General features: G+C 37.1%; 26 protein-coding genes and 1 other annotated feature. Of the genes, 12 read left to right on the forward strand and 14 right to left on the reverse strand.

The window, feature by feature from the left end; genetic code table 11:
• Window positions 1-114 precede the first annotated feature (114 nt).
• The 3 genes from PQ474_RS14770 (at window position 115) to PQ474_RS14780 (ending at window position 1,969) form a co-directional block, all read left to right on the forward strand.
• Window positions 115-1,344 (forward strand): DNA polymerase IV, encoded by a 1,230-nt coding sequence (locus PQ474_RS14770; protein WP_273844740.1) that lies wholly within the window; start codon window positions 115-117, stop codon window positions 1,342-1,344.
• Window positions 1,341-1,685 (forward strand): YolD-like family protein, encoded by a 345-nt coding sequence (locus tag PQ474_RS14775; RefSeq protein WP_273844744.1) that lies wholly within the window; start codon window positions 1,341-1,343, stop codon window positions 1,683-1,685. Before PQ474_RS14770 ends, PQ474_RS14775 begins: the two co-directional genes overlap by 4 nt.
• A gap of 77 nt (window positions 1,686-1,762) precedes the next feature.
• Window positions 1,763-1,969 (forward strand): alpha/beta-type small acid-soluble spore protein, encoded by a 207-nt coding sequence (locus tag PQ474_RS14780; protein WP_273844747.1) that lies wholly within the window; start codon window positions 1,763-1,765, stop codon window positions 1,967-1,969.
• Between the two features lie 155 nt (window positions 1,970-2,124).
• Here the strand turns inward: PQ474_RS14780 and PQ474_RS14785 are convergent, their stop codons facing one another.
• The 4 genes from PQ474_RS14785 to PQ474_RS14800 form a co-directional block, all read right to left on the reverse strand.
• Window positions 2,125-3,000: a foldase protein PrsA gene (locus PQ474_RS14785; protein WP_273844749.1), complete on the reverse strand. Its 876-nt coding sequence runs from the start codon at window positions 2,998-3,000 to the stop codon at window positions 2,125-2,127.
• An 11-nt stretch (window positions 3,001-3,011) separates the two neighbouring features.
• Window positions 3,012-4,217: a S1C family serine protease gene (locus tag PQ474_RS14790; RefSeq protein WP_337956365.1), complete on the reverse strand. Its 1,206-nt coding sequence runs from the start codon at window positions 4,215-4,217 to the stop codon at window positions 3,012-3,014.
• A gap of 250 nt (window positions 4,218-4,467) precedes the next feature.
• On the reverse strand, window positions 4,468-5,913 hold the full coding sequence (locus tag PQ474_RS14795; RefSeq protein ID WP_273844751.1) for a HAMP domain-containing sensor histidine kinase: 1,446 nt from the start codon (window positions 5,911-5,913) through the stop codon (window positions 4,468-4,470).
• Window positions 5,897-6,586, reverse strand: a complete 690-nt coding sequence (locus PQ474_RS14800) for a response regulator transcription factor (RefSeq protein WP_273844753.1) — start codon at window positions 6,584-6,586, stop codon at window positions 5,897-5,899. The genes PQ474_RS14795 and PQ474_RS14800 overlap by 17 nt, the downstream gene beginning before the upstream one ends.
• Window positions 6,587-6,803: 217 nt before the next feature.
• Here PQ474_RS14800 and PQ474_RS14805 point away from each other — a divergent pair, with 217 nt between their 5' ends.
• Window positions 6,804-7,307 carry a cupin domain-containing protein gene (locus PQ474_RS14805; RefSeq protein ID WP_273844756.1) on the forward strand — a complete coding sequence of 168 codons (504 nt, stop codon included), beginning with the start codon at window positions 6,804-6,806 and terminating at the stop codon, window positions 7,305-7,307.
• Between the two features lie 483 nt (window positions 7,308-7,790).
• On the opposite strand, the gene PQ474_RS14810 is transcribed toward PQ474_RS14805, so the two are convergent.
• The gene (locus PQ474_RS14810) at window positions 7,791-8,600 is read right to left on the reverse strand and encodes an ABC transporter ATP-binding protein (protein ID WP_273844759.1); all 810 of its coding nucleotides are present in this window, start codon (window positions 8,598-8,600) and stop codon (window positions 7,791-7,793) included.
• Between the two features lie 163 nt (window positions 8,601-8,763).
• Between PQ474_RS14810 and PQ474_RS14815 the strand changes: the two genes are divergently transcribed.
• A complete protein-coding gene (locus tag PQ474_RS14815) occupies window positions 8,764-9,333 on the forward strand; it encodes an LOG family protein (protein WP_273844761.1) in 570 nt (189 codons plus the stop codon).
• Window positions 9,334-9,382: 49 nt separating this feature from the next.
• Here the strand turns inward: PQ474_RS14815 and PQ474_RS14820 are convergent, their stop codons facing one another.
• On the reverse strand, window positions 9,383-11,497 hold the full coding sequence (locus tag PQ474_RS14820; RefSeq protein ID WP_273844763.1) for a peptidoglycan D,D-transpeptidase FtsI family protein: 2,115 nt from the start codon (window positions 11,495-11,497) through the stop codon (window positions 9,383-9,385).
• 1,300 nt (window positions 11,498-12,797) lie between these two features.
• Between PQ474_RS14820 and PQ474_RS14825 the strand changes: the two genes are divergently transcribed.
• Complete coding sequence (locus PQ474_RS14825) at window positions 12,798-14,159, forward strand: IS4 family transposase (protein ID WP_273844765.1); 1,362 nt, start codon at window positions 12,798-12,800, stop codon at window positions 14,157-14,159.
• A 226-nt stretch (window positions 14,160-14,385) separates the two neighbouring features.
• Here the strand turns inward: PQ474_RS14825 and PQ474_RS14830 are convergent, their stop codons facing one another.
• Window positions 14,386-14,778 (reverse strand): thiol-disulfide oxidoreductase DCC family protein, encoded by a 393-nt coding sequence (locus tag PQ474_RS14830; RefSeq protein WP_273844767.1) that lies wholly within the window; start codon window positions 14,776-14,778, stop codon window positions 14,386-14,388.
• A 278-nt stretch (window positions 14,779-15,056) separates the two neighbouring features.
• On the opposite strand from PQ474_RS14830, the gene PQ474_RS14835 reads away from it, so the two are divergent.
• Window positions 15,057-16,019, forward strand: coding sequence for a LacI family DNA-binding transcriptional regulator (locus PQ474_RS14835; RefSeq protein WP_273844769.1), 963 nt, complete (start codon window positions 15,057-15,059; stop codon window positions 16,017-16,019).
• Between the two features lie 60 nt (window positions 16,020-16,079).
• On the opposite strand, the gene PQ474_RS14840 is transcribed toward PQ474_RS14835, so the two are convergent.
• The 3 genes from PQ474_RS14840 to PQ474_RS14850 form a co-directional block, all read right to left on the reverse strand.
• On the reverse strand, window positions 16,080-16,472 hold the full coding sequence (locus PQ474_RS14840) for a hypothetical protein (protein ID WP_273844771.1): 393 nt from the start codon (window positions 16,470-16,472) through the stop codon (window positions 16,080-16,082).
• Window positions 16,473-16,639: 167 nt separating this feature from the next.
• The gene (locus PQ474_RS14845) at window positions 16,640-17,638 is read right to left on the reverse strand and encodes a tryptophan--tRNA ligase (protein WP_273844773.1); all 999 of its coding nucleotides are present in this window, start codon (window positions 17,636-17,638) and stop codon (window positions 16,640-16,642) included.
• 48 nt (window positions 17,639-17,686) lie between these two features.
• Window positions 17,687-17,969, reverse strand: a binding site (T-box leader).
• Between the two features lie 239 nt (window positions 17,970-18,208).
• Window positions 18,209-18,844 (reverse strand): MOSC domain-containing protein, encoded by a 636-nt coding sequence (locus PQ474_RS14850; protein ID WP_273844775.1) that lies wholly within the window; start codon window positions 18,842-18,844, stop codon window positions 18,209-18,211.
• Between the two features lie 140 nt (window positions 18,845-18,984).
• Here PQ474_RS14850 and PQ474_RS14855 point away from each other — a divergent pair, with 140 nt between their 5' ends.
• Together PQ474_RS14855 and PQ474_RS14860 are read left to right on the forward strand one after the other, a co-directional pair.
• Window positions 18,985-19,155: a hypothetical protein gene (locus tag PQ474_RS14855; protein ID WP_273844778.1), complete on the forward strand. Its 171-nt coding sequence runs from the start codon at window positions 18,985-18,987 to the stop codon at window positions 19,153-19,155.
• A gap of 172 nt (window positions 19,156-19,327) precedes the next feature.
• Window positions 19,328-20,146: a Cof-type HAD-IIB family hydrolase gene (locus tag PQ474_RS14860; protein WP_273844779.1), complete on the forward strand. Its 819-nt coding sequence runs from the start codon at window positions 19,328-19,330 to the stop codon at window positions 20,144-20,146.
• 44 nt (window positions 20,147-20,190) lie between these two features.
• On the opposite strand, the gene PQ474_RS14865 is transcribed toward PQ474_RS14860, so the two are convergent.
• From PQ474_RS14865 to PQ474_RS14875, 3 genes are all read right to left on the reverse strand, one after another.
• The gene (locus PQ474_RS14865; RefSeq protein WP_273844781.1) at window positions 20,191-20,376 is read right to left on the reverse strand and encodes a BshB3 potential contributor to bacillithiol synthesis; all 186 of its coding nucleotides are present in this window, start codon (window positions 20,374-20,376) and stop codon (window positions 20,191-20,193) included.
• 28 nt (window positions 20,377-20,404) lie between these two features.
• Window positions 20,405-21,160 (reverse strand): exodeoxyribonuclease III, encoded by a 756-nt coding sequence (locus tag PQ474_RS14870; RefSeq protein WP_273844784.1) that lies wholly within the window; start codon window positions 21,158-21,160, stop codon window positions 20,405-20,407.
• Between the two features lie 226 nt (window positions 21,161-21,386).
• Window positions 21,387-21,713 carry a hypothetical protein gene (locus tag PQ474_RS14875; protein WP_273844786.1) on the reverse strand — a complete coding sequence of 109 codons (327 nt, stop codon included), beginning with the start codon at window positions 21,711-21,713 and terminating at the stop codon, window positions 21,387-21,389.
• A 305-nt stretch (window positions 21,714-22,018) separates the two neighbouring features.
• Between PQ474_RS14875 and PQ474_RS14880 the strand changes: the two genes are divergently transcribed.
• The 3 genes from PQ474_RS14880 to PQ474_RS14890 all read left to right on the forward strand — a co-directional run bounded on the left by PQ474_RS14880 (window position 22,019) and on the right by PQ474_RS14890 (window position 24,476).
• On the forward strand, window positions 22,019-22,882 hold the full coding sequence (locus PQ474_RS14880; RefSeq protein WP_273844788.1) for a dimethylarginine dimethylaminohydrolase family protein: 864 nt from the start codon (window positions 22,019-22,021) through the stop codon (window positions 22,880-22,882).
• Between the two features lie 91 nt (window positions 22,883-22,973).
• A complete protein-coding gene (locus PQ474_RS14885) occupies window positions 22,974-23,882 on the forward strand; it encodes an MBL fold metallo-hydrolase (protein ID WP_337956366.1) in 909 nt (302 codons plus the stop codon).
• A 420-nt stretch (window positions 23,883-24,302) separates the two neighbouring features.
• Window positions 24,303-24,476 (forward strand): hypothetical protein, encoded by a 174-nt coding sequence (locus PQ474_RS14890; RefSeq protein ID WP_273844789.1) that lies wholly within the window; start codon window positions 24,303-24,305, stop codon window positions 24,474-24,476.
• 92 nt (window positions 24,477-24,568) lie between these two features.
• Here the strand turns inward: PQ474_RS14890 and PQ474_RS14895 are convergent, their stop codons facing one another.
• Complete coding sequence (locus PQ474_RS14895) at window positions 24,569-25,441, reverse strand: metal-dependent hydrolase (RefSeq protein WP_273844791.1); 873 nt, start codon at window positions 25,439-25,441, stop codon at window positions 24,569-24,571.
• Window positions 25,442-25,477 lie beyond the last annotated feature (36 nt).

The following is a 25,477-nucleotide window of genomic DNA, read 5'->3' on the forward strand; positions in this document are numbered from 1 at the left end:
AAGCGTTGTTCCGTTAACTCAATTCCTTTGGTAGAAAATGTTTGTTGAATACCGAACGTATTTTCGCATATAATAAATTACAAACATCTGTTCTTATTCGGAGTGTGAGCTTTCATGAAAACAATCTTTCTTGTCGATATGCAATCTTTTTATGCTTCAGTCGAAAAAGCGAGATACCCTCACTTGCAGCATAGACCACTCGTCGTCTCTGGAGATCCCAAACGACGATCTGGTGTGATATTAGCCGCTTGTCCTCTAGCCAAAAAAAGCGGGATTAAAAATGGAGAGCGATTATGGGAAGCACAGCAAAAGTGCTTAGATTTAGTCGTTGTTCCCCCAAAAATGCAAGACTATATTACAACATCGGTTGAAATTACAGCTATTTTGGAAAAATACACAGACTTAGTCGAACCCTTTTCGATTGATGAGCAGTTCATGGATGTAACAGGAAGCGAGCAGTTATTTGGCACTCCTTTTGAAATTGCGGAAAAAATTCAAAAAGAAATATGGGAATCTACAAAAGTACGAGCCCGAATTGGCATTGGTGAAAACAAAATTCTCGCGAAGATGGCTTGTGACAACTTTTCTAAAAAAAATAAATCAGGCATCTTTTGGCTAAAGAAAGATGAACTCTCCAAGACACTATGGCCTTTACCGGTTGAAAAGATGTTTGGGGTGGGAGGAAGAATGGCTACTCATTTACGGAACATGGGTGTTCGAACGATCGGACAACTAGCCGCTGTCCCTCTCAAACGTCTAAAAGACCAATGGGGGATCAATGGTCAAGTTCTTTGGATGACCGCACACGGGGAAGATTACTCGCCTGTAACAACGGCATCACACGATGGTCAAAAAGCAATTGGACATGGAATGACGTTACCTCGTGATTACATAAGCCTTGCTGAAATTCGTGTCGTTTTGCTTGAGCTTTGTGAAGAAGTTTGTATGAGAGCACGGAAATCAGGTGTGATGGGACAAACCGTGACCATTAGCGTTAGCGGCGCTAGCTATGAAATTCGAACAGGCTTTCATCGACAAACAACCTTATATGAGCCGACTAATTACACGATGGATGTGTTCCAAGCAGTTGAAAGGCTCTTCTTGAAGTTTTGGGATCAGAATCCCGTAAGGCGTCTCGGTGTGAGTTTGACGAAGCTTTGCTCTGATCATGAATTACAACTAAATTTATTTGATACAGGTCGGGACAAAAAATTAGATATTGGCTACGTTATGGACGGAATTCGAGAGAAGTACGGCACAACCTCCCTTATTCGGGCTTCTTCTTTAACGAAGGCTGGGCAAGCATTTGAACGTGCCAAAAAGATAGGAGGACATTATAAATGAATGAGCAGCATCTACAACGTGGAAATTTACTTTGGGAAAGCAGTCGCATGTTTTTACCAGAGCACAAACAAGCATTGCTTCTTCGAAAGGAAGAACTAAAAAAAGTCGAAAAACCTAAGTTAGATGAACAGGAATTACAAGAGATTGGCCTCATTGTACTCGATTCACTTAAACACGAGCTCTATGTTAAAATCACGTACTGGAGCGAAGGCTTTTTTCGTGAACTGATTGGTATCATTGATAAAGTCGATTTACAGTTAAAACGAATTAAAATAAGAATGGATGAAGAAATGGATTTCATTGCGATTGATTGTTTAAAATCAGTCGATAGAATGGAATAAATTCCCGGTTCTTTTTTTGAATAGTAAACAAAGAATCCCACATACTAGAACTACATTAACGAAAGAGGTGATACATCATGGCAAGCAACAACAATAGTTCAAATCAATTACTAGTTCCTGGAGTACAACAAGCTTTAGATCAAATGAAGTATGAGATTGCACAAGAATTTGGAGTTCAACTTGGCGCTGATACAACCTCTCGTGCTAACGGTTCTGTTGGTGGCGAAATTACAAAACGTCTTGTTCAAATGGCCGAGCAGCAAATGGGCGGCTCTCAATTCTAAGATTCATTCATAGTTATTCTATAGTAGCAGTTTGAACCTACTTCTAGGTTCAAACTGCTTTTTACAAGCTATGATTATCCCTTTTGCTTCACCTCAAAAAAATGACAACATTCGCCAGTTTTTCAGATGTATCTTTACAGCATGACGATCCACCGTTACCCTTCAAGAAAATACTCAATCTCATATTCTTCAAATTTTTCATTCAACCAGGCCGTATATTCCACTTCTAACATTTGATCAAACAATGTGGATTCAATTTCATCTCTCACATCTTCCAAAGTGGCTGCCGGTTCTTCCAATCTTTCCTCAACTTTAATAAGATGATATCCAAACTCAGTTTGAACAGGATCACTAAATTGACCCAATTCAAGAGAAAAGGCAACCTCTTCGAATTCTTGAACCATTTGTCCTCTTCCAAAAAAACCAAGATCTCCCCCTAAGTCACTATTGGAGTCATCGATGGAATGCTCGATTGCTAAAGCACTGAAATCTTCTCCAGCTTCGAGCTTATCTTTGATTTCAATGGCTGTAGATTCATCCTCAACCAAGATATGGCTAGCATGAACTTGCTCTTCTTCGCCAAAATAGTCTTTATTTTCTTCAAAGTAGGAAATAATCTCTTCCTCTGTAATGGTAATTCGCGTTTGGAATAGTTTCTCCAAGGCTAGAAACGTTTCAATGTCTCCTTCAATCGTCGACACCTCAACCCCACTCGCTTCAAGTAATTGAGTAAACGATTCTTCTCCACCGTATGACTCCATATAAATGGTCATTTCTTCCTCAATTTCTTCTTGAGTAATCTGAATGTTTGCCTTTTTTAACTCTTGTTTAATAATCATGTCTGCTACTAATGAGTCCAACACTTCTGCTCCATATTGAGCGACAAGCACGTCGAATAATTCATCTTTGTGAATGGATTGACCATTAACGGTAGCAACTCGGTCTCCTTGAATGGTGAAAAGTGTGAACGCAATACCAATAACTAAAATGAACCCTAAAGATACATACAAAAGCATTTTTTTCTGTTTCATAATGACTCCTCTTATGATTGATTGCTTCCTAGTGTAATTTCAACTGACATTAACTCTCCATGACGGTAATATTCAATTTCCACTTCATCACCGATTGAAAATTCTGTATATAAATACTTCCTAAGATCACCAGAATTTGTGATGGCATGTCCTTCAACGCTAATAAGAATATCTTCTACCTCAAGTCCTACAATAGCAGCATCAGAATTCGGGTCAATCGTTGTCACAATTGCCCCTTCTGTAACGTCAACAGGAAGACTTTGCAAATAAAATTGCGGGATCTCATTAAGGCTAGCTAATCCAACACCAACATAAGGCCTTACCACTTGTCCACTTTCCATAATTTCATTAATTACGGGTATGATTTCATTACTTGGGATCGCAAACCCTAACCCCTCTATACCACTTTCAGAAATCTTCAAACTGTTAATACCAATCACTTCACCTAGCGTATTAATCAAAGCCCCACCACTATTTCCTGGATTAATCGCAGCGTCTGTTTGAATGACATCTAAGTCCCATTCCCCAGCAGATGTCGTAACAGCTATTGTTCGTTCCACCCCACTGACAATCCCTTGAGTGACAGTTCTTGATAAGTCGAGTCCTAAAGGATTTCCAATAGCTAAAACTTGATCACCTGCACGGAGCAATGAGGAATCCCCGAACTCTAAAAAAGCTGTGACATAGACTGGATTCATTTTCAAAACAGCGATATCTGTTAACGGATCTGTCCCAACTAATTCCGCTGTCACCTTTTGTCCGTCATGAAGAGACACTTCGAGCGCACTAGCTCCTTCGATGACATGATTATTTGTCACAATATAAGCAGCCTCTTCCGTTTTTTTGAAAATAACTCCAGATCCTGTACCACTCTCAACTGATTCCGTTAATTGTCTAAAAGGATTTTGTTGCTGTTGAATATTGACAATTCCAACAATCGCTTCTGATGCATGTTCAATCGTATCCGCGATAGAAGACGCTGCAGTAGATACGGGTTGGACGTTTAAAGAAGCATTAGTCACCTCTTGTGGGAATGCTGTATTCTCAGAAATGGCCGAAGTTGGTTGAGTATAGTAGTCAAGATATGGCGTAATCGAAAGGGTTAAAACCGATCCAATGACCCCAGCAGAGAGGGTCATTAGAAAGCCTTTCATCTTTGATTGTTTTATCTGTTTTCGTTCAAGTCGAACATCGCTATCATTATGTTCATCCATCATGGCTATTTCTCCTTCTTTTCATTAAAGACTGTTCTTGGCAATTTTAGTGGGAAATGAAAAACCTAGTGCAGGAACAGCGATACTAACAGATCCAATTGTGATAACCCCAGCCACTACATAACCAATTAATTTTTTTTGCATTGTGAATCCCTCCAAAAGTAATTTTGCTTGTCTTACACTTGTACTTTAACCTTTCAATGTGTCAGGAAAATGTCAAAACAAAAAGAGCATAAAAAAACTACTGAGAGTATCAGTAGCTTTCAAAATCGTCTTCTATTTTAGGTAAGGTTATTCTAAAGGTTGTACCAGAAGAAGAGCTTTCTACTAAGTACAAGTCCCCCCCAAGCGACTGCGCCATCATTTTACTAAAAGGCAATCCTAAACCAAGCCCTCTCACTTTTAATTTTTTATTTTCTCCTCTGAAAAAACGTTCAAAGACTAGTCCTTGTTCTTCTTTAGGTATCCCATGACCCCAGTCAACCACATCGATTTGGACTTGTTCTCCGGATACAGTTAAATCTAATTTAATCGTTCCACCATGTACCATGGATTGCTTCGCATTATTAAGAAGATTTGTAAAGATTTGCTGCAATCGAATCGAGTCCACATCCACAAGGCATTCTTCCTCTAAGAAAACCACATCAACTTCCACATTCTTTTCTTCTTGAACAAGTTGCCATTGCCGAGCAAAATCAGCCACGAGCTCATTCAAACTATGGACTTGATTCACAACCGGTATCGCATTCGTGGCAAAAGAATTAAAAGCTAGCAAGTCTTCAACCATCTTTTTCATTTTTGTCGTCTCGTTCAATGAGATGGCTATAAATTCTTTTGCCTCTGCTCCGGTGACCACATCATCATTAACGGCTTGTAATAACCCACTAATCGAAGTAACAGGTGTCTTTAATTCATGGGTTACACCAGCCAAAAGCTCAGTGCGAAGTGACTCTAATTGCTGAAGGCGATTGGACATTTCCTTAAAGGAGTGAACCAATTCATAAACTTCCTGCTCTTTAATATCATTTTCAGGAAGAATAATATTATAATCTCCATCTTGAACCTGCCTTGCTGCTCGCGCAACATTTGTAATGGGATTAGACAATCTTCTTGATAAAAAGTAGATGGCTGCCCAGCCAAGCAAAGCTAGGCCACTAATCATGATCGCCAGCTGACGATATTCTTGGTTCACTTGAACTAAATTTTCTTCGTATTCAAGCATGACCACCCACCCCAACAATACACCCTCAGATTCAATTGGAGTTTTTACAACGTAAAAGTTACTGTTCTCACTTTCTACCCTTATTTTTTGAACCGACTCTTCCTCATTTAGAATTTCTTGTGGGAATGTCCTTACGAAGAATCGTTCCCTTCGTCTGTTACTCGAAAGAATCAGGCCATTTGCATCAATAATATAAATAGATGGATCGCTTTCCATATTCATAAACCGACCACGATCTAACAGAAATCCAGGAACATCCCCTCTAGGAGTCGGTCTCCCTTCGCTGATGTCAACAAAACGATCTGCGATTTCCTCAGCCATTAGTTTAGTCATATTTAAGCGGTGCTCAAGGGTTGTATGGCGAATCCATAAAGCAGAAATAATGGCGATTACGACTAAACCGATACAAAGAGTGCTTAAATATCGGCTTGTCCAATAACGAAGCAATGAAATTCTTTTCTTATTTTTTATAGACACAAAGTTGATACCCCAATCCTCGAAGTGTTTTGATTTCTCCTTCTGATTCAGGCCAATTGGATAACGCCTTCCTCAACCTTTTAATAGCAAGATCCACCGCTCGATCACTTCCATCATACTCCCAACCCCAAACATGCTCAATCAATTGATCTCTAGTAAACGTCTGATTCGGGTGCCTTGCAAAAAACAGTAACAATGATAGATCTCGCGGTGTTAAAACGACCTTTACGTTATCAATCGTGACTCGATGAGATTTACAGTCAAATTCCAATTTCCCAAACCGTAAAACAGTCTCTTCCTTTTCTAAAGAATTCCTTGAACGTCTTAAAACAGCTTGAACACGAGCAACCACTTCATCTGCAATAAAAGGCTTAGAAATATAGTCATCGGCTCCACCATTCAACCCAGTCAGCCGATAATTAACATCACCAAGTGCCGTCAACATAATTACAGGACACGAACTACTCTGGCGAATGTCTTTTAAGATCTCCCAACCGTCTTTACCTGGTAACATCACATCTAATAGAACTAAATCAGGTTTTGAGCTTTCAAGCTTACCAAGCACTTCGCCCCCATCAAAAACCTGCTCGATTTTGAAATTAGCTTTTTGTAAATAAACCTTTAGTACCTGACTGATCGGAATCTCATCTTCTACAATTAAAATCGTCTGCACGATTGTCTCTCCTTATATGCAAATTCAACTATACTATTTATACCATTTTAGTTGGAAGGATTCTAACATATAAATGAGTCAGACAGATGTCAAAGCATTATCTTACTGAGTGAACTCCCATGGATAAAATGAACCCAATATTGATTCTTTTCCCTCCTTCTGTTTAACTGAATAAGGAATGTATTACTTACATAGGACGTGAAAGGAGCTTTTTACATTGAACCAAAACGAAGCAGAATATTGGATTACCCATTTAGGTCTTGAGCCTCATCCAGAAGGAGGGTTCTTTAAACGATCTTTTGAATCAAAGGAAGAAATCTCAGAGAAAGCTAGAAAACTTTATACGAGCATTTATTTTTTATTACGTGCAGGCGACGTTTCTCATTTCCACCGCTTACAATCAGATGAATTATGGTATTTCCACGCAGGGAGCTCGATGTCCGTTCATATTATTCATGAGAACGGACACTATGAAGAGGCTAAGCTCGGTTTGAATGCAGAAAAAGGAGAAGTACCGCAAGTATTAGTTCCAAAGCATTCGGTATTTGGATCCTCTCTCTCAGAAGATAAGTCCTTTTCATTAGTCGGTTGCATGGTAGCACCTGGTTTTGAATATGAGGATTTTGAGTTGTTTACACAGAAAGAATTACTTACAGATTATCCACAGCATGAGGCTGTCATAAAAAAAATAGCTTACGAGACCATTCCACACTTTAAATAAAAGGAACTTAAACAGGATTTTGAGGGAGTTTCTAGCCGACACATTAGTTGCTAAAAGTGATGGGATTTGACGCAAATAATTTGAATACAAAACATAAGTTCTCAAAAGTCGTGCTTAAATTGGAAGCTTGAGATTCATACTTGATAAAAGAGAGACAGGAATTCTATTCATAATTGCTTTTTTCATTTAAATGTAGAAACCTGTTTTACTTTTCAAAGAGCTATATTTAGAAACAGCACATCATTTTCAATTTTTTCATCAATTTACGTGCATTTACCGCAATCAGATAACTAGAAAGAGGAGATACAGATCTATACGACTTGTATCTCCTTCTTTTATATGCCTATTTATTCATCTAGATAATTCAGTGCTTCTGCTGCTCCAAATGAAAGCTCATCATCTAATTTCCCGCCAAAGACTTGCTGATTTAAATCACTCACAATATGATGAGCTTCCTCTATATGTAATGACTCAGGAGACTTTTCAGTTGGTATCTACATTCTTTTTAATGCTAACCCACGGACGTTTATCTTCCCACTTCACTGCAATAGGTAACTGAAACGTTTTTTCTAAATTCGATTCAGTAAGTATAGACTGTTTATCCCCTTGAGCTACAATTTTCCCATGATTAATTAACAGTGCATGACTAATAACTGGAACAACTTCTTCTATATGATGTGTCACATAAAGAAGCGTCGGTCCGCCTTCAACTCTTGCCAAACGTTCAATCGTCTCTAATAGCTGCTCTCTAGAGTATAGATCTAGCCCGTTACACGGTTCATCCAAAATCAAAATTTTAGGCTGCCCCATCAAAGCTCTAGCAATAATTACTCTTCGTTTTTCACCTTGCGAGAGTTTCATAAATGGTTGTTTTCCTAGATGTTCGATTCTTAATTCAGCTAACAAAGCATTCGCTCTGTTGACGTCTTCTTTCGTCACTTCTTCATACAGACCAATGGAAGCATGCTTTCCGCTAATCACGACTTCTAATGCATTGTCACTTCCGCGCCCAGCATAGCGTTCATCCACAGATACACTCACCCAACCAATTGACTTTCTGAGTTCTGGAATATTCGTTTGACCAAATGTCTCACCTAGCACATGGACCTCTCCTTTGGACGCCCATTGATATCCTGTAAGCAAGTTGAGGATCGATGTTTTTCCTGAACCATTTAAACCAAGAATTACCCAATGCTCTCCCGGTGCAACATTCCAGGAAATTTGATCTAATATGGTCTTCCCTTCTCGTTTCCACATCACATTTTGTAAAGACACTACTTTTCCTAATTGCATGGTTCCCCTCCTACTTTTCAATACACTACTCATAACATTCGACCTCATCCGTTCAATCTTCCTCTAATACCGGTAAAAAAACTAGTAGACAAAACCATAATTTACAAATTATAAACTTTCAATTATTCTAAAGTATAGACTTTAGAATAGGTGGGATTTTGTGATGTTACATAACATATGTGTATTTTGTGGATCAAGCTTCGGACGTAATACAAGCTATGTTGATGCGATACAGGCTTTTGGTCAATCTCTAGTTCAATATAATATTAACCTAGTCTATGGGGGCGGCAATGCAGGGTTAATGGGTGAGCTTGCTCGCTATGTGTTAGAAAGGCATGGGGAAGTGGTAGGGGTCATCCCTCAAAAGATTTATGAAAATGTGGAACACGTAACATTAACTGACCTTATTATCGTTGAAGACATGCATCAAAGAAAAGCCAAAATGTACGAATTAGCCGATGGTTTCGTAGCACTACCGGGAGGAATTGGCACCATTGAAGAACTAGCCGAGGCCCTCACTTGGCAACAAATTGGCTATCATCAAAAACCGATTGGAATCTTAAATACGAATCACTTTTATGATAAATTATTAACGCTGTTAGAGCACATGAAAACAGAAGGGTTTATTAAGCAAGAATTTTTAGATAACCTCATCATATCGGATAATCCGGATGATTTGTTAACCAAAATGAAAGCATTTAAGCCAGTCTATCTTAACAAATGGGCAAAGTAGCACTAAAGCAGAAGGGGAGCTATAAAAAATAGCTCCCCTTCTTTCGTCTCTATCCATTTATATCATCAAGCAAAGGTTGCTCTACTTTAGTAGGTCCCTTTCGACCTTCTTTCATTTCAAAATAACTATCGAGTGCTTTTTTAGAAATTTTCTGCGCAATACCCTGTGCCCCGCCGTTACGTTCTAATTTAACGTTTGGAACCACAACAGCAAATGCAATCTCCGGATTATTATATGGAGCATATCCAACTAACGTTTGCGTGTTTCCATCGACAATACGCCTGTTATCGCCTTGACCAACCGCTACTTTAACCTGAGCAGTACCTGTCTTACCCGCAGGTTGGTATGAAGCCCCAGCAAATCGCGATTGCGCAGTTCCTCTTGTCATAACACCACGAAGTCCTTCTTGAACTCTTCTAATATGTGAATCACTCATATCAATTCGATTTAAAATAGTAGGTTCAAATTTTTGAATGACCGCCCCTTGCTCCCCTTGATTAATGGCTGGTTCACGAATTTCTCGTACAAGACGAGGTTCCATTCGATACCCATCATTTGCAATAGTAGCGATATACTGAGCTAATTGCAAAGTCGTATACGTATCATATTGACCAATCATTAAGTCAAGTAGGTTACCACCGGTTGTGGCTCCACCTGTTAGTCCTGAAGAATAGGCTGGCAAATCAATACCTGTCTCTGATCCTAAACCAAATTGTTGGAAGCTATTTCGAACCTCATTGTACGCATTTCCGATTGAATCTGTAGTCCAACCACATCTCGTATTCGGGGCTGTATACGTACAATTAGCCATCCTCATTCCAATTTCAAACATATACACGTTTGATGACTGTTCAAGGGCACGACGATCATCAATCCAGCCAAAACCACTTGTATTCCAAGAACGCTTAGGTGGTGTACCTGGTAAATACAAAGGACGATCGTTAAAACGAGTCCCAGGTGCCGCAACACCTGTATGAAAGCCTGTTAAGACAGAAGCTGCCTTGACAGAGGATCCCATTTCAAACGCTTTATTCACATTCCCAATGTGATCCGCATAACTATCACGTTCTTGATTCGCAGGATCCCAAAAACCAGCCATCGCTAAAATATCCCCAGTCCTTGGATCCATCAACACCCCATAGGCAGTACGATCTAAAATAAACGAGTGTTTCCCTGCTGCCCGCATTTCTTCATCAATAATTTCTTCAAGACGTTGTTGAAGTTCCATATCTAGAGATAATACAAGGTCATTTCCTCTTTGACCCAGTTTTTCATTTACAGACCTATCAACGGTTTGACTTCCCTGCCTAGTCATAGTGCTTTCTACAACTGCCTTTTGCCCTCGTAGAACATTTTCATATTGAAGTTCGAGGAAGCTCGTTCCAACAATGTCAGAACGATCATAACCACGTGATAAATAATAATCGATCCTTTCGCTTGGAATCGCGCTTGTTGAACCGAATAAGCTCCTAAAAGAATCACCATAAGCATACGAGCGACTAGAATCTCGCAAGAAATCCACTCCTGGCAAGCGATCCAGATTCTCGCTAATGACATGCGCTTCCTCATCGGTTATTCTTTGCTTAATTCGCTGTGGCGAATTAGCGTATCCTCTCGCCATCTCTCGATAGATTGCTAGAATTTGTAAATCCTTATTAGACAATGCTTCAATTTGTTCATCCGTAATTCGCTCAATCTCCAAGCGATATTCATCCGAAACACTATCCAATCCTCTTCTCTCTTCTTTCGTAACAAGATCAAATCGCTCATCTTGAGTCATATTAATTAATATGTAATCGCGTCTGTCCCTAGGTGTAATACGAGGAATGGCCTCTTCCATGTCAAGCATTGTCTCAAGTTCGCGCGCAATTTCAAGCATTGTTTCAGGCCTTGTTGATTGTGCAGGATTCGTATAATAAACCGATAATTCAACCTGGTTATCAACAACGACATTCCCATATCTGTCATACATGATTCCTCTATGAGCTTCAACGCGCGAAGTTGAAAAAACTGTATTTTCTAGCTGATTTATAAATTCTTGCCCTTGAACAATTTGGACGAATCCCAAACGCAGAATTAAACCAGAAAATAAAAGAAAGACCATGAAAAATAATATATTTAAACGAAATGACAGATGATTTTTTTTCTTTTGTTTCTTTTTCATACCCCCACCCCTTTCATCCTTTATTAAGCGTATTAACTATTCTTTACAAGCTCTTTTACAGGTTTTGCCCATTCTAGTGATCTACCATCATTCATTTTAACATAATTACCCATATTAATTCAGGAATATTCACATCTATCCCCTAAAATTTCCAAAAAAACATTTGATTGACAATCAGTGTAGTGTGCGATCTCCTGAAACTCTAAATGGTTACGAGGTTATAAAACACGAAAAAAGTTGATGAGCCTACTTACTCAACAACTTTTCTTTCATAACTACGAAGATGAAGATTCATGTTGCAATATAGGTTTTCTCTCTTCGATACCTGATTTAATCTCTAGAGTTAATCGGTCTCTGCTCCTCAATGCATTGTTTAAAAATGGACAAAACATAAATGATCAAATATGGATGAACATCATCGTCAATTGATTCTTGTTAAGAATGTTTGTTTTTCTAGCCACAAAGTCTAAACTTAATGCGAACAAAAATACCTTAACTTTAGAACACCAATATTCGATAGGAGGTTAATAAATAAAGTACGATTATCTTTCTTCTTATTAAACGTCCAAACTATTAACCCTGTATGAATAAGACTTAATAAACCAAAAGCTACCCTGTTTCGTTTATTATTGTTCATAGATCACAACTATGGTTATGACTAATATGTGTGTCTCTAGAAAATATATGTTCTCTATCACTATTTAGAGTTCCACTCAAAATCTCGAATTCGCTTAAATATATACAAAGGCCTTAAAAACAATCGATATAATGGAGGTTTAAAATGAACAACAAAACAACTTGTAACGATAAAAGAAATGAGAAGGATGATACATTTTTTAAACGTAAACAAATAACTAAGAATGAACATCTTAATATAAATCAAAACTGAACAAAAAAGGTTCCACCCATTTTGAAAGGTAATGGTCCTAGTTTTATAAAACACATATTCTGTAAAGGAAGATACAATAACCCATTTACTAATATAGATGATTTTTTTAGTGTTTGTCTTTGGGATCCCACTTAAATATAGAAGAATTAATTGAGGCATAATAACTAGTACATAGAATAACCGTAACGTCGTCACCTTAAAGATTTTCGATTTCATTTCCCAAAGTGTTTTTTTACTAAATAACTCAACTTTCGCACCAATAAAAGTTCAATAAGCTCAACCAACAGTAGTTGCTGACGTCATTGAAATACTTTCATTGACACGAAAAATTTGCATAAAAAAACACCCATCCGTTTGGTATAGTTGATTTGTCGAGAATCAAACATTCCATACAGAAGAGGTGTCCTCTATATGATAGCGAATAATGACCAAACTAAGCAACTACCAAATGAAATAAAATCTACCTTTAAAGAACTAAAAGTATTAAAACATCTTAGAAAAGCTGGAATTACCAAGTCTTTTGGCTTTACCTGTGCTTATTTATTTCAGCTCATTTTCTGTTTGATCTTTGAAAACAGAAACTGGTTTCGAACACTCGAAAGTAAGAAATCTACGGATATTCCAGCTAAAGACGCGGTCTATCGTTTCTTAAACCGTTCCACTTATTCATGGAGAAGGTTTCTACTTTTATTAAGCACACACTCGATTGAAAAAGTAAGTAAGCTTACGAATCATGAGCGTATCAAAGTGCTGATTGTTGACGATTCTTCTTATGATAAAAATCGAAGTAAATCGGTTGAACTTCTTGCGCGTTGTTTTGACCACGCTTCTCAAAAAATGCGCTTTTACAAAGGCTTTCGTATGCTTACATTGGGTTGGTCTGACGGTACAACGTTTATGCCTGTAGACTTTTCTTTATTGAGCTCTAAAAACAGTGTCATCAATGGAATATCAGATAAAATTGATAAACGCAGTTCTGGTTATAAGCGACGTGTCGAAGCATTACAATCTGCACCTGAACAAATTCCATCGATGGTTCAGCGTGCCATGAACTCAGGAATTGAAGCCTCTTATGTGCTGATGGATACTTGGTTTACACATCAGCCGCTTATTAAAGAGATCAAGGATCAAGGTCTTGATGTCATTGGCATGGTGAAAAACTTAAAGCAACGTTATCTTATCCAAGAAAAGAAGTTCGGTCTAAAAGAACTGTATCACTTAGCCACTCCTATCCAGGGTAAGAAAGGAATTCTTCGTTCGATTCATACCACACAAGCGAATGGGGTTCCTGTCAAAATTGTCTTTGTCCGCAATCGTAATAAAAAGAGCGAATGGTTGGCTATTTTAAGTACAGATTGTTGTTTAAGTGAACAAGAAATCATTCGTATCTATGGAATTCGCTGGGACATTGAAGTCTTTTTCAAAACAACAAAGTCATTATTAAAGCTACAAAAGGAGTTTCAAGGTCGTTCGTATGACTCCTTGATTTGTCATACCACGATTGTGTTTACTAGATACATTGTACTCTCTTGGCAGAACCGTTGTAGCACAGACCAAAGAACATTAGGCGGTCTATTCTATGAATTATGTGATGAAATCAGTGATCTTGATTGGGCTGTTGCACTTGGGCAGCTAATCGAGCTTCTTCAAGATGTCCTAAAAGAAAGTAACAAAAAGATTCAAAAGTTAATTCAATGTCAACTACAACACTGGATTGCAGGCTTACCTAACTACATCAAGGTCTACCTGCCTATTTCAGTGTGCGAAAGTTGAGTAAATAAGAAATAATATAAACAATTAAAGACCATGACATAGATTATATTTGGATAAAATTCATCTAACTTTCGATATGTTTTATTTCTAAAGTTTAGATAAAACAAACCCAACGCTACCGCTATATGCATTTTCTAACCTCACTAATTAAGTTATTACCTGTAGGATTAGCGGGACCAAGTAAAAAAATGTAAAAAATATTCCTTTTGGTTTAAACTTAATTGTTTTATTCTAAAAAACGACTTCTGAAGTCAATTGAAGGTCGTTCACAAACTTCTTTTTTTCCAAACCATTTATAACGATTTTTCGCAAATACATCATAGAACCAGTCTCTACATGGTCTCGGAACAATCATAAAAATTTGAAGGAGTTTCCATCCGCCTCTTAGAAACATGCAAATACGCAGTGCAGCAGTTGATTTTACATAATAACGGTCACCCTCGATTAAAACTAAGCTTTCAACCTGAGGAGGAACATTCCTCTGCCTTAATATCTCTTTCCCTTTTTCTCCTTGTAAAGAAGCAAATACAAATAAACCGTCCGGATCTCTCTTAATAATAAATTGCACACTATCATTACAGAAGTTGCATATCCCATCAAATAATATAATTTTAGCCATAAGTCCTACTCCTTTTTAAAAAGAATACACTAGTTCTCATTTTACCAAAGGAATGTTACTTCGCCTATTGAATAAAAAAAGAAGATACCAGCCTTTATTTCAGTATGATCTATATTAACAAGATATGTACCAAGTCTTTTAGGTTTGCATCTTATAAAGAACTAGAGCACCAACTTCCATCACAACCTGAAAGACTGACCTGATTGCAAACCTATTAAATTTGCGAATAAATGTTATAGTAAAGGTATAATAACTTCGCTCAGAATAGGTGAATGTTCATGGCTAATATAAAAGATATCGCTAAAATGGCGAATGTTTCCGTTACAACGGTTTCGCGAGTGTTAAATAATCATCCATATGTAAGTCAAGAAAAACGAAACGCTGTCTTACAAGCTATTGAAAAAAGCAATTATCAAAAAAATTACAATGCCGTTCATTTAAGTACAGGAAAAACCTTCTTAATTGGTGTCGTTCTCCCTTATTCAAATCATCCTTATTTCGGTTTATTAGTAGAGGGTATCGCAAATGAGGCGTTAACGTTGAATTACAACATTGTATTAATTCAAACAAATTATGATAAGAACAGAGAATTAGAAGCGTTAGACATGTTAAAACATAAACAAATAGATGCTCTAATTATCTGTTCACGGATCTGTGATTGGGATACACTTAAGCACTATAGCTCATATGGCTCCATCACTCTGTGCGAGGATACAAGAGGAAGAAATTTATCTTCAACATTCATTGATCATTACGAGAGTTTTTTTACAGCATTAGAATTTTTGGCAAGTAAAGGACACTCCAAAATCGGCTATTGTATAGGTAGAACTTCTGGTACGAATAGCACTCAAAGGGAGTCTGCCTATCGTGATTTTTTACAAAAATACAACCACCCCTATGAAGTACACTATATTTTTAACAACTGTTTATTTTTAGAGGATGGAGAACAAGTCATTAAAGAAATTAAAAAAATGACAGACCCTCCAACAGCGATACTAGTGACAAGTGATCAAGTTGCTGCTGGGATGGTTACTTGCTGTCATAAAGAAAATATCTCAATTCCGAACAAGCTTGCTCTTATTGGATTTGACAACCAACCTATTGCGAAATTAATGGCCATTACGACTATGGAAATTCCTTTGGTACAGATGGGTAGAAATCTTGTAATTCAAGCAACTAACAGCAAAGACACAACTTACGACCAATTCAAAAGCCGCCTTATTGAAAGAGAGACGGTATAAATCAATGACATACAAGAGGTGCACCTGTATCAGAACATTTGATCCAGACTGCACTTCTCTTTATTTTTTCACTAGGGAAAATAGCTCGCTCTCATATTCTAACTTTCTTGAACCTTCCTTCCACTTGATAAACATTAACAATTCATCGTCATGATCGTAATACCCACAACCTTCACATTGATAAACATATTCCTCGTTACGAGTCGTCTCAGACAACCACCCTACTCCAAAATGAGGGTGAACATCAAAAATAAGATGATCTAACTCTTCATTCCCTTTAAAGAAAAAAAGGATTTCATAACTCCCTTCGGTTCCCGCTAATTTCGCATTTAATTCCACTCTCCCATTTTCTGTTTCACCATAATAAGTAACAAAAGGAAACCGTAGAAACAACATATATAAACATATAAGCATGGTCACCATGGCCATAATCAAATAGACATTTTTCCTCATGTTGTCCACCTCCTACTTCATTAAATGAACAACCTGATTGATTTATACATGATACTTTGAGAAGTGCTTGTTTTAGCTAAGTAACTTTATTGGTATCTAATAGGGTATGTGAAATTAATTTAGAACCACTCGTCTCTCCATGAGACGAGTGGTTCCAATCAAATAATTTAAGATAGTAGCCCGATTTTCTCTCTTATTTCTTTTAAGAAAGGGACACTAATGGCTCTTGCTTTTTCAGCCCCTTCTAACAAAATCTCATTGAGTTTTTTGGGAGCATTGATTAATTCTAAATAGGTTTCACGCGGTTCCTCTAATACGTCATTCATTACTTTCCCTAGCTCCTGCTTAGCTTCACCCCAACTAATCCCATTTTCATATCGCTCTCGCATTATTAATACTTCATTAGCACTTGCGAATTCTTGATACAAAGAAAAGATAATTGAAGTATAAGGGTCTTTACAAGCTCCTGGTGGAGATGAATCTGTTTTAATTTTATTAATTAGTTTCTGTCGTTTTTTCGATTCCTCAAATAACGGGATCGTATTTTTATAACTTTTACTCATCTTCCGACCATCTAACCCAAGTAAGACGGCCGTATTCTCTTCAACCTGATATTGAGGCAACGAGAATGTATCCCCATATGTTTTATTAAACGTGTCCGCTAAGTCTCGGGCAATTTCAATATGCTGTATTTGATCTTTCCCTACTGGTACAATATCCGTTTTTAACAATAAAATATCAGCAGCCATGAGAACCGGATACGTGAACAACCCCATGTTCACTCCAAAATCTCGGTCTCTCCCTCTGTCTAGATTGCTATCAGCTAAGGCTTTATAGGCATGGGCTCGGTTCATAAGTCCTTTAGAAGCAAGACAAGATAAGATCCATGTTAGCTCAAAAATTTCCGGAACATCTGATTGTCGATAAAAGATCGTTTTAGTTGGATCAAGACCGAGAGCTAACCATGTTGCTGCAACTTTACATGAATGATCTTTATATTCCTCACGACCAGGAACGTTCGTCAATGCATGATAATCAGCTACAAAATAAGCAGATTGATAATGTTCATTTTTGGATAAGGCGATTGCTGGTTTAATCGCGCCAATATAATTACCAAGATGGATATCTCCAGTCGGTTTGATCCCTGTTAATACATTCTTTTTCATTAATAATCCTCCTCGTTTTAACAACACAAAAAGGGCTTCTCCTCCTATAAAAAGGACGAGAAACCCGTGGTGCCACCTTCATTCGCTCATATTCATAAGCGCACTTGATCGTACGGAAACAGAAACCTTTAACTAAAAGTAATTTTACCTTTTAGTCGTTTCATTTCGATACGTTGTCTCTTTTATCGGTAAGACTCTCCGACAAAGCCTACTATCCTTTCAGCTCTGCAGCTCAGAAGTCCATTCAATGGGGTTTCTACACTGATTCACACCACCCATCAGCTCTCTGTTCGTATGAATCCCATCTACTTCTCTTCATCATAGCTCTACATTTTCATTTGTTTCATTCTAAAATATGGAAAACAAAACGTCAACCTTTTTTAAAAAGTCGACATCCACTCCATTCTTGATAACGGTATCATATTTTCTTTAGCCAATCTAATTTAGAATCCTTCTCTATAACAGACATACTCACTCCTCCTCGGGTAAATCGGATATTATAACATATTATAAAAACAGAAAAGTAGATCGTTTAACCATGTGAACCAAACGAGCCACAAGGTGAAATGTTTATAGAAGTGATTTTTTCCAAGCTACAGACAACTCATTTAAGTTGAGCAATACGTGCTTATCTCTTTCGTTGTTTTGATCTTGATAGGTAGTGTGATTAACTACTTTAATGCTTACATCTGATTTCCGCTCCGTAAGTACACATCGATCCTTCACTGATACGTAACCTTCTTTTAACACTCTTAGATAATAACCCGAATATCCTGTTTGCTGGATGAGTAAGGGAAGTTTTGGTTCTTGATGCCGTTTCGCCACTTTATAGCAAGGTCTTCGTGGTTGACTTACTTGGACGACCGCCTCTCCCCACTGCCAGATGTCTCCAATATGTGTATCCTTCTCCACCATACCAGCTAAGGTCATATTCTCTCCAAAAGAGCCAATAGGAAAGGTCTTTTCTAATTCTTTTTCCCAGTAGGCGTAATGTTCAATCGGATATATGCAAACGGCTTTATCTATTCCTCCATGATTCACAAGATCTGCTTGTTGGTCTCCCTCAAGTCCCGTTTTTGACAAAAATAAACTTTTTTCAGAAACTGAATTTTTATAGATTGCTGAAATGATCTTCTTATCACCATCCCCACCAATATTTTGACTTACACCAATATTGAGCGAGAGAATCGTTCCCATCTGCTGCATAAAATGACCTCCAGTAATGAACTATTCCTATTATTCGACACACTTTAATGATCTTCCTTTAAAATCTTTCTTATCTACGTAGGGTATAAATATTCCCTCAAAGGTAAATATTGTAATAAGTCTGAAAAGGAGGTTACCATATGGATGTCGATATGACAGCTGAACAAGTACTGATGACCATTCAACAATTAAATGCTGCAGGTGAGAGTTTAAACAAAAAGAAAGTAAAAAAATCACATCCGCAATTAATGAGAAGTGCGCTACACTATTTTCCTGATTGGGATCATGCCATCGAACGTAGCGTGATGTAACGGTTGTTAGTGGTAATTACAACCATATGAGTAACCAGCGAGTAGCAAGCAAATCCTTTTGCTTGCTTTTTGTTTTTCTTAATAAGCCTTTTACAAAAACAAACAGACTAGTCGGTCAGCTATTTTTCCTTTATAGTAAAGATATCTTTATTTATAGAAGGGAATTTTTGATATGACATACAAAATGATTGTGCTTGATTTAGATGACACACTTCTACGTGATGACCATACGATTTCTGACCGAACGAAAAATGCTTTAATGGCGGCACAAGAACAAGGAGTAAAAGTGGTATTAGCTTCGGGCAGACCTACTTTTGGAATGAATAATATTGCAGAAGAACTTAAGCTACATGAATATGGAAGTTATATTTTATCTTTTAACGGTGCAAAGATTATTGATGCAAAAACAAGTGAGGAACATTTCAGTAGTACTCTTTCTCCGGAAATGGTCCATCGTTTGTATGAACTTAGCCAGGCTGAGGGAGTTGGCATTCATACCTATGTTAATGATTGGATCATCACAGAAAATGAGCATCCTTTTACATTGAAGGAAGGAGAAATTACGGGACTTCCAATAAAAAAAGTAACAAGCTTTGTTGACTCTGTTATTGCTCCCGTTGTAAAAGTGCTGATGGTAGAAGACCCTGAAAAACTCATTAAAGTCGAAGAGAAACTAAAACAAGAATTTAAGGGCACCCTTAGTATCATGCGCTCAAAGCCTTATTTTTTAGAGTTTCTTGAAGAAGGTGTTACAAAAGGTTCTAGTTTAAATGCTCTTATCCAAACTCTTGGCATCAAGCGTGAGGAAGTCATTGCAATGGGCGATAGTTATAACGATCTAGCTATGATTGAGTTTGCTGGCCTTGGGGTCGCCATGGGGAATGCACCTGAGGACATTAAAGAAGCTGCTGATTATGTGACTGATTCAAATATGAATGACGGTGTCGCTATGGTAGTCGAGGAATTTATTTTAGCAAAAGTTGCTAAATAATGTGTATAGGGTCATCTATGATGGATGACCCTATTATTTTCAGTTTAAATAAAAATCCAAATAAGAGCTATTACAACCGCTACCAATGGAATTAATGCGATATAAATAAAAGATAATTTGGCAATGTTTTTATTTTTTTCGTAATCTGGATCCACTGCTTGAGTCAGCATTAATGTGACAACCAGAGCAACCATGCACACAACAATAGCTAAAACAATCATAAAATTCATAGAGTCACCCCTTAAAATCTCCTTACTCTTACATTGACAATTCTAAAGCAATCGGACAATGGTCACTACCTAAAACCGTAGAATGAATGTCTGCATTCACTAAGTTATCTCTTAATCGATTGGAAACAATAAAATAATCAATTCTCCACCCGATATTTCTTTCTCTTACTTTATTCATATAGGACCACCAAGTATAAGAAAGTTCTTGCGTCGGATAAAAATACCGAAATGTATCCACAAAACCTGATTCAAGTAATTTGGTCATTTTTTCTCTTTCTTCTTCTGTGAATCCTGAGTTTTTCTTATTTGATTTAGGATTTTTTAAATCGATCTCTGTGTGAGCCACGTTAAGGTCGCCACATAGAACAACTGGTTTAACTGCATCTAATTCAATAAGATACTGACGGAACCTATCTTCCCATTCCAAACGATAATCAAGCCTAGCTAAATCCCGTTTTGCATTAGGCGTATATACATTGACGAGATAGAAATCAGTATATTCTAACGTGATTACTCTACCTTCTTTTTCTTCAAATTCTTCACCTAGCCCGTATTGCACCTTAAGTGGCTTTATTTTTGAAAAAACAGCCGTTCCCGAATACCCTTTTTTCTCCGCGTCATTCCAAAATTGATGGTAGCCTTCTAACTCAAGAGTAATTTGTTCTTGCTGACACTTTGTTTCTTGTATGCAAATAATATCAGCATTCACATCCTTAAAGTAATCTAAAAAACCTTTCGTTATACAAGCACGAATACCATTTACATTCCAAGATATGAGTTTCATAGTTTGTCCCTACTCCTTATATAATACAGAAATTCAACATTATCCTTTATGTGAGAATTTATCAATATCTACTATTATAGTTTAATCGTTCAGCAAAACAAAATAATACGAACAAAAGGCTACTGAAAAAGGTTATTCAGTAGCCTTAAAACAAAAAGTGCAATGTGTGGAAACATTGCTCCACCTTCATTCCCTCCAAATTTAGTTCGTTCTTTTTTTCAATACATCATTTATGCTCCAACAATTGATTCATCTGCTCACTTGCCTCATTCTCATTATTAAAAAATTGTCCTAAATAAAAATCAGTTAAAAGAGGTATCATTTTCTCCTGCAGGAACTCTGAGCCTGTCTTTAACGAGTCAACTCCTGTTTCCGCAAGGTCCTCAGGGGCAATATTAAATAAAAAAACAGCTGCCATACTAACAACGATTAACACTACTGTAAATTTAAACAAGATTTTCAGAAGGGAAACAAGGAGGAATACAGCAATGATACTTCCAATAATTATAAGCCAATTTGATTGTGTATGAAATAATTCAGCTAAATGTTCCACAGCTCCTCCTTTAATGTTTATCCGAGCGAATTCTTAGTAACACAGTGTTCACAAGTTCATCTAGCCTTAAACATTAGATGATCAATCGTTCTTTTGCCTATTTTCATCATCATACCGACCTCCTCTAGAGATGTAAATCCTAAATGGTCAAATAGCCACCTACGAAAGAGAGTTAACCTTCTACACCTTCGCTATCTGAAACGCAAATATTTTCACGCATAAAAAATTGCCCAAATCCCTCTTATAAATCTTTCTTTATTAGGGACAATAAGAAAATATTGATCATAATAATGGAGGAATTACAAATGGCCTTTTTCACTAAATCACCTGAAAAACCGTTTGCCAGAAGTGAATATGACGTCTTACGTCAAGTTATCTTATGTAAGCCTGAATTTATGACGATTCGTGACGTAATTAACGAAACTCAAAAAAAATTCAAAGATGAAGGCATTCACATTGAATTGGCGATGGCACAACACAAAAAATTTGTACAAACATTAGAGGATCATGATGTAGATGTCATCATTTTGCCTTCTTTAAAAATGTTCCCTGAACAAGTGTTCACTCGTGACATCGGTTTTACATTTGGTCATATCCTTTTTGTTGCTGAAATGGCAAATAAATTGCGCCAAGGTGAAGAAGAGGTATTAAAGGGATGGTTAGAGAAAGAAGATATTTCTTATTTTAATTTAAGAGGAGATAAAATTGAGGGTGGCGATGTGATTGTTAATGGCGAAACCATTTATGTCGGCCTCAGTGACCGCACAAACCAACAAGCGATTGACCATCTTCAAAGCATTTTACCTCATTATGAAGTGGTAACTGTTCCGTTTACAGAGAAATACTTGCACTTAGATTGTGTATTCAACATTATTTCACCAACAGAGGCCCTTTATTACCCAGGTGCCTTCACACAAAAAGAAATCAAAATTTTATCAAGCCGTTTTGAATTAATTGAGGTATCAGAGGAAGAACAATTTACTTTAGGAACAAATGTGCTCTCCATAGGAAATAAGAAAATATTTAGTTTACCGGTCAATACGAATGTTAACCAAGAATTAAGAAACCGAGGCTTTGAAGTCATTGAAGTCGATATTACGGAAATCATAAAATCTGGTGGCTCTTTCAGATGTTGTACTCTTCCCATTTTACGAGACGGTGACAAATAATAATACAGGTGTAGTCACTACTACACCTGCTTGGTTGTAACTAAGAAGGGACGCCTATTAACCTTTAATCTTGTTCTAAGGAGCAGAAATTTTGAGAAGACGCTACCGAAACCTTGATCATATAGAAAATCGTGTTAACCCATTCAAACTCGTTTCTTATTTTTATAATCGGAATAAAGGAAAAGATCTAAAAGAAAGAATTGAAGTTAATCAAACTAAACGCTCCATCAAAGCTAGTAAGAGAATGCACTATACATGGATTGGTCACTCCACCTTTTTCATTCAGATGAATGGATTAAATATATTAACGGATCCTGTTTTCTCAAACAGGATGGGACTGGAAAAACGATTAGTTCCACCTGGTATTTCAGTACATGAACTACCAGATATAGATGCCGTCCTTATCTCACATGCTCACTATGATCATTTAGAATTTTCCTCATTGAAAAAATTAACAGGCAATCCATTCTTCTTTGTCCCTATTGGATTAAAAAACATGTTTAAGAAACGAGGTTATCTCCGTGTTTGGGAAGCGAACTGGTGGGAGCATCTACATTTTAAAGGTTTAGATTTTCATTTCGTTCCAGCTCAGCACTGGAGTAGACGGAGATTGTTTGATAAAAACAAGGCACATTGGGGCGGTTGGGTTATAAGAGATAGACAAAAAGAAATCGCCCATTACTTCGTAGGTGATTCAGCTTACTTCCGTGGATTTGAAGAGATTGGAAAAATGTTTGATATTGATGTAGTCTTCATGCCTATTGGTGATTACGAACCAGATTGGTTATCTGGTCTTACACATATTAGTCCTGAAAAAGCAGTACAAGCTTTTAAAGACTTAAATGCACAAAGGTTTGTCCCTATGCATTACGGCACTTATCGCCTTTCGATGGATACAGGACCGGAAGCATTAAGACAATTATATAAGGAATGGGAAAAACAACAGCTTTCTAAGGAGAAGTTAAATGTTCTTAAGATAGGAGAAATGAACACTTACTAGTAGCTAGAATGCTTGGATTTAAATTCTCTCCAAAAAGATAGACAGTTTATTTTAATAAAACCTCTTTGTCCAGTAATCAATATATGATATACCAAAATAAAAAGGAGAAGTTGATTGCTCAACTTCTCCTTTTTATATTAAATTTTCTGCCTTTTAACCCCACCACTATGACTATAAAAATAAATTCGAATCAATCGAGAATGTAAGGTTTTCGCGCTCACGTTTTAATGCTAACTAATAATCATTTGTTAAGACTGAAAATGATTTACCTGTTGGCTTCCATAAATAAAACGATAAAGACCCAGCATACTATAGCAAATCTTTTCTTGTATTCCTTTTTTATTGATGACATTCAGCCTAGAAATATTTATACATATCTTGCATAGAATATATAGGTTACCTAAAGAAGGGAGAGGCAAGATGGATTTAACGGAAAAACAATTCTCACGATTAAGTCGAAAATCACTTTATACTCTAGAAAAATTACAGCAACAATATACACAAGAATTTGGAGAATTTATTACAAAGGAAGAGTTAATGGCACTAATCGTTCGATATTCCCGTGAAAAAATGACTAATAATGAAAAAAATTGACCAAAAAAGGCTATTGAAAAGTCGTTTAACACCTTTTCAGTAGCCTTTTTTCTTGGTCCACTTGCCTTTTACGTAATAGTCTTCATTGATTTTTATTGGAATTCAATGTATTCAAATAAAAATGATTCGCCATTCCTATAAAAGCGTGGATCAAAAATCCCCAACTTTTGATCCGTTTCCACCACCACAACAAAAGGAGACCATTGTTTTAAAACTTCCGCTTTTGGATTTTCTTGAAAAAGTAATTCTAAATCCGCATCCTCATGAGAGTAAAGGGTCTCTCTTGAGTCTTTTCCCCGCCATATCGTTGCATCATAAATCGTAACCGTTTCATTCTCTTTCCCTATTAATGAAAATTGGCCTGGCGCAAATCCAGCAGAAAGGGCAACCTCCTGATATTGACCTTTAGCTTCATTGAGTAAAAGATACCCTTGGATACTTTGGAGACTGACATGAAAAACAATAACAAGCCAAACGATTTTCCAGATTCGATGCCTTGGAAAATTTTTTTTCATTCGTATGACTAAAAACCCGGCAAACATGACAAACCAGATAAAGAAATCCACAATCGATATAACGCCAAAGCTAACTCTAATGTCAGAAAAAGGTTCGAATGCCCCTGTCCCCCACGCATTTAACGAATCCGATGCATTATGTATGAACACATTTAATAGCGCTAAATAATAAATCATCCGGTCTTTGCGCTTCCAGATTAGATAAGAGACTACATAAATAAGCAAAGCCCATATAGGAGCTAAAAAGAAAGAATGAGTTAAGCCCCTATGCCACATCTGCTCCATAATTCTTCCCGTTTCTGTGACACTTGCTACTACATCTATATCTGGAATTTGACTTGCTGCAATCGCTGAGAATAACAAAGCTTTTTTCGTTTGACGATCCATTTCACCTTTGTTCACTGCTCCATATGATGTTAGCCCAAAAAGAGCGTGAGTAATTGTATCCATATCCATCTACCTTATCCATTATTTGATTCCCGTAAT

It is taken from the genome of Halalkalibacter alkalisediminis (genome assembly GCF_028610705.1).
In the GTDB taxonomy this organism is placed as follows: Bacteria; Bacillota; Bacilli; order Bacillales; family Bacillaceae_D; genus Halalkalibacter; species Halalkalibacter alkalisediminis.